Genomic DNA, 7,681 nt, shown 5'->3' with positions numbered 1-7,681 from the left:
CTCGTGTATAATGTTAACAACCAACACAAATATACGCTCGCATTGGTAAGTTCTAGAAAGTCGGGGTCATGGCAAAACGAGACCGGGGTGACCATATCCTCACCGATTGGGACTGCGTGCTCGATGCGCTCGCGGACCCGTCACGCCGCTACGTCCTCGAATATCTGCACGACAGGACGGAGCCCGCGTCGGTGTGGGACCTCGCTGTCGCGCTCGCGGTTCGCACGACCGACCAGCCACCGGACGAAGTCGACGTACAGGTAGTCGAACAGGCTGAAACGGGTATCGTCCACATCCACTTGCCGAAACTCGAAGCGGCCAATCTCGTGGAGTCGGCCGGTGAGACCGTCTCGCTGACAGCCCACGCACAGACGCTCCCGTTGTTCACACCGGCGTATCGCGGTGTCGTTCGACCGGCAGCGGGAGAAGACGAACACCGAGAACGAACGCGAGAGGGAGAAGGAGGGTCTTAGACGAGCGGTTCGACGAGGTCGCGACCCGCATCGAGGAGCGTCGAGACCGCGTCTTCACTTCCCGCCTCGGCGTAGACCCGCATCTTCGGCTCTGTTCCGGACGGGCGGACGAGAACCCACGAACCGTCGTCCAAGAGGAGTTTGAAACCGTCAAGCGTGACGACCTTGGCGATGTCGCGGCCGGCGACCGTCTCGGGGAGTTCGTCCTCCAACTCGTCGATGACGCGTGCTTTCTCCGAGTCGGGGCACTCGACGCTTATTTTGTCGGCGACGATATCGCCGAACTCGTCGCTGATGCGGTCGAGGCGGGCGTCGAAGTCTTCCTCGGCCGCGGCGCAGGCCGCGAGCAGCGCCATGAGAACACCGTCTTTCTCGCGCACGTGGCCGCGGATGGAGAAGCCGCCGGACTCTTCGCCACCGATGAGCGCGTCGTGTTCGCGCATCGCGTCGGCGACCCACTTGAAGCCGACTGCCGTCTCGAAGACCTCCTCGCCGTGCGCCTCGGCGATACGGTCGATGAGAAACGTCGTCGAGACGGTCCGGATTGCCGGACCGGAGTCAGATTCGAGCAGGTAGTCGTAGACGGCGGCGAAAAAGAGGTTCTCGTCGAGGACGCCGCGGTCGGGCGCAGCGATAGCGATGCGGTCTGCGTCGCCGTCGTTCGCTACACCGAGGTCGGCGTCGTGTTCGTCCATCGCGTCGACGAGTCCACCGAGGTACTCTTCGGAGGGTTCCGGCGAGATACCGCCGAAGTCGGCGTCGCGCTCACAGCGCCGGCGGATGACTTCGGCACCGGCCGATTCGAGCAGGGCGTCGGTGACGCCGCGACCGCTCCCGTGCATGGCGTCGTAGACGACCGTCAGCCCGGAGATGTTGTCGCCGACGAGGTCGATAGCGTGGTCGGCGTGCGGTGAGACGATGTCGACGCGTTCGATAGTGCCGCGCTCGGACTCGGGTAGGAGGTCCGGTTCGGCGAGGTGTGCGGCGACGGCGTCGGTCACTTCGGGAAGCGCCGGTGCGCCGTCGGACGGGATGAACTTCACGCCGTTGTACTCCGGCGGGTTGTGCGAGGCCGTGACCATGAGCGCGCCCGAGAGGCCGCGGTCGGCGATGGCGTAGGCGACGAGCGGAGTCGGACAGTCCCGTTCCGGCAGGAGGACGTCGAAGCCGTTTCCGGCGACAACCTCGGCGAGCGATTCGGCGAATCCGGGCGAGGTCTCGCGGGCGTCGTAGCCGATGAGTACCGGCTCCGTATAGCCCTCGTCGGCGAGATAATCCGCGACCGCCTGTCCGACGATTCGGACGCGGTCGTCCGTGAACGTGTCCAACGTGGCGCGCCACCCATCCGTCCCGAAGGAGATTTCGTCCATATGCGCACCTCTCTGCGGTGAGCCAAAAAACTACGTTACGTGTCGGCGACGCTCTGTGATTTCGACTCGACGAGCGCCAGTTTCTGCTTCCGTTTGAGCTGTTTAATCTCGTACTCGCGGGACATCGCCGCCGACTTCGAGTCGTACTCCTCGACGTGGACGAGTTCGACTGGCGTGCGCCCGCGAGTGTACTTCGCTCCCTCACCGGCGTCGTGTTCCGCGACGCGTCGCTCGACATCGGTCGTGTAGCCGGTGTACAGCGAGCCGTCGCTACACTGGAGGACGTAGACGAAATGCACGGGAGAATGGTTCGGTGGCGGGGGTATGAATCCAGCGTCAGACATTGCGCCCAAACAGAGAGTTCACACGTGATTCACGTTGTGCAGAAAAGGTCGATACGGTCGATTCGCTTAAATCGGCCACTGGAACCCACGAAGTCATAGAAATCGAAGTTGACGAGACACTAGACGAGGGGTGTTTAGCGCAAATCGAAGGCGTTGCGAGTATTTCTATGCAAGACAACGTCGTAGAAGTCACGTGCACGGACTCGACAGCGAAGGTGAACGCGATCGAGTACGTCGATACCGATTCAAATATTGTAGATATCAGCATTAAGTCACCGTCGCTGGAGGAACTGTTTCTCGCTGTCACCGATTCGGAGGCTATCGCATGAGTTCCCGAGTGTCCACTATCGCACTCGAAGACCTCCGGCACGTGTTTCGCGACCGCCTCGTTTGGGGCGCATTCGCCCTCGTGACACTACTTATGGTCCCAACGTTTTGGGGACTACTTGGGTCAAGTGTGCATTCCGTTGAAACACGGATTGCGAATTTACCACTCGATTTCAGGATGTATCTCGTCATCCTTGTTGCTGTAATCAGCTACAACGCGATTGTAAGCGAACGGGAGGCGGGAACGATACGGTTAGTTCTCGGCCTGCCCGGCACTCGAAGAGACCTGATACTCGGGAAATTAGTTTCTCGCCTGACAGCGGTTTTACTCACATTAGTACCCATCCTCATTATGCTCGAAGGTATTCTGCTCCTTCGAACCGGAGAGCACTATCTGGGACTGTATACGCCAATCGCGCTCTGGATGATTTTCTACGCAATCGTCTGGACCTGTTTCACAATCGGACTGTCAGCGACGTTCTCGACGCAGTATCGCGTGTTAGCGGCACTCGCTGTGACGTACCTTTCGCTCAGTACGCTTGTGGATATTTGGGGAGCACTCGTCCAACCAGTATTTGCACTCCTCTTCACGGGAAGTACGTCGACAGACGCGTACGCCACCCTCGGAACCGCGAGTGGACCGCTCTGGGTTCGCTACGCTGGACGAGCGAATCCAATACAGACGTTCCAGTCGAGCGGCCGGTGGATTACCTCGCTGGTGGACCCGACGACGCAGATAACCAACACACTCCCGAACGTATTTGGGATCTGTATTCTCGTCGTATTCGGGGCGGGACCGATGCTACTCGGCTATTACCGCTTCCAGCGAGCAGATCTAGGGTGAATATTAGACAGTCGAGTGATTTTCTCGTGTAGGACGAGAGGGTGCGAATTGCGAGCCACGACACAACCCAAGACAATCCCTACTCTGCACGGGCACCCGCCACCGCACGAGCAATCAATCCCGCCTGCGAACCCGCGATAAACCCGGCATCGACGCTCACCACCGAAAGGCCGGTACACGACTGAAGCATCCCCAGAACTGCCGCTTCGCCATCACCCCCCTGTCCGTAGCCGGTAGAGACAGGGAGACCAATGACAGGCGTATCGACGAGACCGGCGACGACGGTGGGAAGCGCACCCTCACGTCCGGCGGCGACGATGAGCACGTCGGCATCGCGGAGGCTGTCGAGGTGATCGAGAACGCGGCCGAGGTGGGCAACGCCGACATCTTCGATGCGTTCGACATTTGCGCCCATCTCGCGGAGCACGACGGCCGCTTCGCCCGCGGCCTCGGCGTCCGAGGTGCCGCCGGTGACGATGGTGACGGTGGCATCGAGTTCCGGGCGCTCGAACGACGAATCACAGGCGACGACCGTCTTCGCTCGGGCGTCGCGGTCGATATCGCACTCGGGGAGCGCGTCGGCGACGGCCTCGGCGTGGTCGGGGCTGGCGCGTGTGACGAGCGCACGGCCGCTCGTCTCGACCGCCGCGACGGCGAGCGTCGCAGTCTCGTCGGGCGTTTTTCCTTCCGCGAGAATCGCTTCGGGAAGCCCGCGTCGCGTCTCTCGGGCGGCGTCGAATCGTCCGGCACCGGTCGTCGCGTACCCCGCGAGTTGTACTTCAGCCTCCGCGGGCGAGAGAGAACCGTCCGCGACGGCATCCAGAATGTCGCGCATGGCCGCACGTTGGCCCGAGGCGTACTCATACCCGTCGTTCTTGCTCAGCAAGGGAAAGAATATATAAGTGGAGATTGTTCCTTCGAAATCCGTCCTCATAGAAGCGCCATAACCGCCAAATACGGCGGTATTAACGTCCAATATAGGAAAATTTATTAAAGGGGAATCGGTAGGACATCCTGTATGGCAGACCTCATTGTCAAGGCAGCCGTCAAGGAAGCGCTCAACGACAAGAACGTGGCCTCGGACTTCTACGACGCTCTCGACGGGGAAGTCAAGGAGCTTCTCGAAGACGCTGCTCGCCGTGCTGAGCAGAACGACCGTAAGACGGTCCAGCCCCGCGACCTGTAAATCGGTCTTAGACCTCTCGTTCTTTTATAACCGACCGTAGAGCGACTGCGTCGTCCACGGAAGAAATCGAATCGAGCGAGTAGCTGGCTTCCGAGTTACAACTCGATGCTATCGACGCCGTCGTCGGTGCCGACGTAGACCGTCTCTGCGAGTCCGGCGAAAATACCGTGTTCGACGACGCCGGGCATCTTCGAGAGCGACGTTGCGAGCGAGTTAGGGTCGTCGATAGTCCCGAAATCGCAGTCGAGGACGAGGTTCCCGTTGTCGGTGACGACCGGGCCGTCTTTTTTCTCGGCGCGGCGGAGCGTCGGGTCGCCGCCGAGGTCCGTGACGGTGGCCGCGACGGTGCTCCGAGCAGATGGCAACACTTCGACCGGAATCGGGTGTGAAAGTGTCTCCGCGGTCTTCGAGGGGTCGGCGACGACGAGAAAACGGTCTGCGAACGCATCGACTACTTTCTCGCGGGCATGTGCCGCGCCGCCGCCTTTGACGAGCGCGCCGTCGGTCGTTTCTACCTGGTCGGCCCCGTCGATTGCGAGGTCGATAACGTCCACTTCATCGAGGTCGACGAGCGGAATCCCACACTCGCGAGCGAGTTCGCGGGACGCAAAGGAGGTCGGAACGCCTCGAACGTCCAGTCCGTCGGCCACGAGGTCGCCGATGGCTCGGATGGCGAACGCCGTCGTGCTCCCGGTGCCGAGGCCGACAACCATGCCGTCTTCGACTGCTTCGACCGCCCGCTCCGCGGCGCGGCGCTTCTGCTCGTCGGTTCCGCCGGTAGTTTTCATATCTCAGGCGACTCGCGCGGCGAGTAAAAATGGACGCGGTTAGGTCCGCGTGATGACTCTGACGACCGCCTCAGAGTCGGTCCAAGACGGCGTCGGCGTCGTAGGCCAGCGAGATAGAACGCGTTCGGCCGCGGCCTTCGATTTCGGTGTACCGCGCTTCGATAACGCCGAGTTGGTCGAGTTTGTTCACGAGTTCGGAGTAGCGCGTGTAACCCAGTCCGGTCTCCTCGTTGAACGCCTCGTAGACCTCGCCGGCGCGTTCGCCGTCGAACTCGGCGACGACGCGGACCAGTTCGCGCTCGGGGTCCGAAAGCCCACGAAGGCACCGTGAGAGATGGACGTACTTCGACTTATCGTAGGCAGCCTCCACGTCCTCCATATCGACCGTTCTGGAGGCGCGCATCTCGGCGTGGAGACCAGCACGGCGGAGCAAGTCGATGCCGACGCGCAGGTCGCCGCTATCGGCAGTGAACTCGGCGACTTTATCGAGTTCCGGCGCGCCGATGACATCCTCGTGGAAACCGCGTTTGGTCCGGCCGCGGAGGATATCGACGATTTCGTCCACGTCGTAGCGCGGGAAAAACACCTCTTCGGGCCGGAAGACGCTCTGGACGCGCCCGTCGAGTTCGTCGATGACATCGAGCGAGAGGTCCGACGAGATGATGATGACACCGATACGCGCCCCGGAGTGCGCCTCGTGGGCGCGAAGGAGCGAGTAGAGCGTATCGGAGGCCTCGTTCTCGTAGAACAGGTAATTCACATCGTCGAGGGCGACGACGAGCACTTCGTCGTCTTCCACGAGACGGTCGGTAATCTGGCCGAACAACTTCTTGAACGAGATACCCGACGACGGGGGTTCGTACTCGAAGATATGCTCGAAGACCCGCGAGAAGACCGCGTAGCGGGTCGAATCGACCTGGCAGTTCACCCGGACAGTTCGGACGCCAGACTGCGTGCCCAACTCGCCGAAGAGTTTCTGTACCGCGGTGGTCTTGCCCGTGCCCGGTGGACCACGAACCATCGTGTTCAGGGGGCGAGAGCCGCGAACCGCCGGGCGAAGCGCGTACTTCAGGCTCCGGAGTTGGCTCTCGCGGTGGTTGAACGTCTCCGGAACGTGGTCAATCTCGAAGACGTGTTCGTCGCGAAACACCGTCTCGTCCCACGACAGCATCCCCTCTTCGGGGTCCTCCCTCATCGAGTATAGTACCACGCGCAGGGGACTTAATCGTTTACCGGATACCGTCGGACGGGAGGCGGACGGAACTAGAAAGTCGAGCGTCGAACTGAACGGAGAGTTCGAGCGTCGGACGCCGCCTACTGAAGGAGTTGGTAAATACGGTAGAACGCGAATCCGGCGATGAAGACGCCGAGGAGACCGACCCCGAGAACGAACAGTCCGGAGTTTCCCTGCGCGAACGACCCCAACGCGGGGAGCGCGAAGGTCAGCAGTCCGATAGCGGCCGCGAAGATGAGAAACACCAGGTACACACTCGTCCCGAGTACGTGCCAGAGGGCGTTCTTCATGGCCCGATACGTAATTTCGTACTGCTCTTCGGGCGTGAGTTGGTTGGAGGGCATGAACTGAATATTGTCTATGAAGTGTAATAAAAGAAGGCGGGTGGTCGGCATCGATTCCAGCAGTAGAGAGATATGCTGACGAAAGATAAGATTGGTTAACAATCTACTGACTGACGTCGGACGATGTCAATTGGGGGCGCCGACAAAACCATAGCAATCTGAAACAAAATGTCAAATGTAGTGATGGAATGGCAGCCAGTTCATTATGCTCGCGTCTGTGACCAATGACTCACGACTCACTCTCAAGACGGGCGATGCTCGCGGTTCTCGCAGCAGGAACCAGTGGGTGCGTTGGACAAGTGCTTGAAACTCGTCCGAAAGTGGCGATGACGGGTGTGCGTCTCCACAACTGGACGGAGTACCCGGCAACAGTTCAGCTGAAATTGTTCCGAGAGTCGGAACTCGTCCTCGACGAGGAAGTCTCACTGGGGCCGTTGTCGAGTGAAGATTCGAGTTCCGTCGCTTCGTTTACGCCCGACTGGTCGGTCGAACCAGCACACTACCGTCTCCAGTTAGCGGAGGCGGACAGCGAAGCGAGTCTCGACCGGCGTCTCCCGCCGGAGGATTACGCGTGGGATGGCTGTTCGTACATCGACGCCGACCTCGAAAACGGCCGAGGACCCTATCGAAAAACCGGTCCTGACGCACCGAAGTGGTTCGAAATGCACCTACAGACGGTTATCGAAGACAGTTTTTCAACCGAATACTGTCCCGACCAGTAGTACGGACACAGAAAGCGTATTGCGACTCCCTCGCCACTCCACCCATGCC

11 protein-coding genes are annotated in these 7,681 nt (G+C 60.5%); 5 read left to right on the top strand and 6 right to left on the bottom strand.

What is annotated here, in order from left to right; translation table 11 throughout:
• The first annotated feature begins 68 nt into the window (after positions 1-68).
• Positions 69-473, top strand: coding sequence for a DUF7344 domain-containing protein (locus tag QT222_RS10675; RefSeq protein ID WP_004058421.1), 405 nt, complete (start codon positions 69-71; stop codon positions 471-473).
• On the opposite strand, the gene QT222_RS10670 is transcribed toward QT222_RS10675, so the two are convergent.
• A complete protein-coding gene (locus QT222_RS10670) occupies positions 470-1,843 on the bottom strand; it encodes a phosphoglucomutase/phosphomannomutase family protein (RefSeq protein ID WP_491477161.1) in 1,374 nt (457 codons plus the stop codon). The genes QT222_RS10675 and QT222_RS10670 overlap by 4 nt on opposite strands.
• Positions 1,844-1,878: 35 nt before the next feature.
• Positions 1,879-2,142, bottom strand: coding sequence for a GIY-YIG nuclease family protein (locus QT222_RS10665; RefSeq protein ID WP_004058424.1), 264 nt, complete (start codon positions 2,140-2,142; stop codon positions 1,879-1,881).
• Between the two features lie 44 nt (positions 2,143-2,186).
• On the opposite strand from QT222_RS10665, the gene QT222_RS10660 reads away from it, so the two are divergent.
• Together QT222_RS10660 and QT222_RS10655 are read left to right on the top strand one after the other, a co-directional pair.
• Positions 2,187-2,516, top strand: a complete 330-nt coding sequence (locus QT222_RS10660) for an ATP-binding protein DrrA1-3 family domain-containing protein (protein WP_014732058.1) — start codon at positions 2,187-2,189, stop codon at positions 2,514-2,516.
• Positions 2,513-3,358 (top strand): ABC transporter permease, encoded by an 846-nt coding sequence (locus tag QT222_RS10655; protein WP_491477160.1) that lies wholly within the window; start codon positions 2,513-2,515, stop codon positions 3,356-3,358. Before QT222_RS10660 ends, QT222_RS10655 begins: the two co-directional genes overlap by 4 nt.
• Before the next feature lie 79 nt (positions 3,359-3,437).
• Here the strand turns inward: QT222_RS10655 and larB are convergent, their stop codons facing one another.
• Entirely contained in the window at positions 3,438-4,193 is a 756-nt protein-coding gene (gene larB / locus QT222_RS10650) for a nickel pincer cofactor biosynthesis protein LarB (protein WP_491477159.1), read from the bottom strand.
• Between the two features lie 183 nt (positions 4,194-4,376).
• Here larB and QT222_RS10645 point away from each other — a divergent pair, with 183 nt between their 5' ends.
• Positions 4,377-4,544, top strand: a complete 168-nt coding sequence (locus tag QT222_RS10645) for a DUF1931 family protein (RefSeq protein WP_004058431.1) — start codon at positions 4,377-4,379, stop codon at positions 4,542-4,544.
• Positions 4,545-4,639: 95 nt separating this feature from the next.
• Here the strand turns inward: QT222_RS10645 and rpiA are convergent, their stop codons facing one another.
• The 3 genes from rpiA to QT222_RS10630 form a co-directional block, all read right to left on the bottom strand.
• Entirely contained in the window at positions 4,640-5,332 is a 693-nt protein-coding gene (gene rpiA, locus QT222_RS10640) for a ribose-5-phosphate isomerase RpiA (protein WP_004058433.1), read from the bottom strand.
• Between the two features lie 70 nt (positions 5,333-5,402).
• The gene (locus QT222_RS10635; RefSeq protein ID WP_004058436.1) at positions 5,403-6,527 is read right to left on the bottom strand and encodes an ORC1-type DNA replication protein; all 1,125 of its coding nucleotides are present in this window, start codon (positions 6,525-6,527) and stop codon (positions 5,403-5,405) included.
• A gap of 119 nt (positions 6,528-6,646) precedes the next feature.
• On the bottom strand, positions 6,647-6,910 hold the full coding sequence (locus QT222_RS10630; RefSeq protein WP_491477158.1) for a hypothetical protein: 264 nt from the start codon (positions 6,908-6,910) through the stop codon (positions 6,647-6,649).
• A gap of 224 nt (positions 6,911-7,134) precedes the next feature.
• On the opposite strand from QT222_RS10630, the gene QT222_RS10625 reads away from it, so the two are divergent.
• Entirely contained in the window at positions 7,135-7,632 is a 498-nt protein-coding gene (locus tag QT222_RS10625) for a hypothetical protein (RefSeq protein ID WP_491477157.1), read from the top strand.
• Positions 7,633-7,681 lie beyond the last annotated feature (49 nt).

This window comes from Haloferax sp. s1 (assembly GCF_058382125.1).
This window is presented reverse-complemented; position numbering and strand designations above follow the sequence as displayed.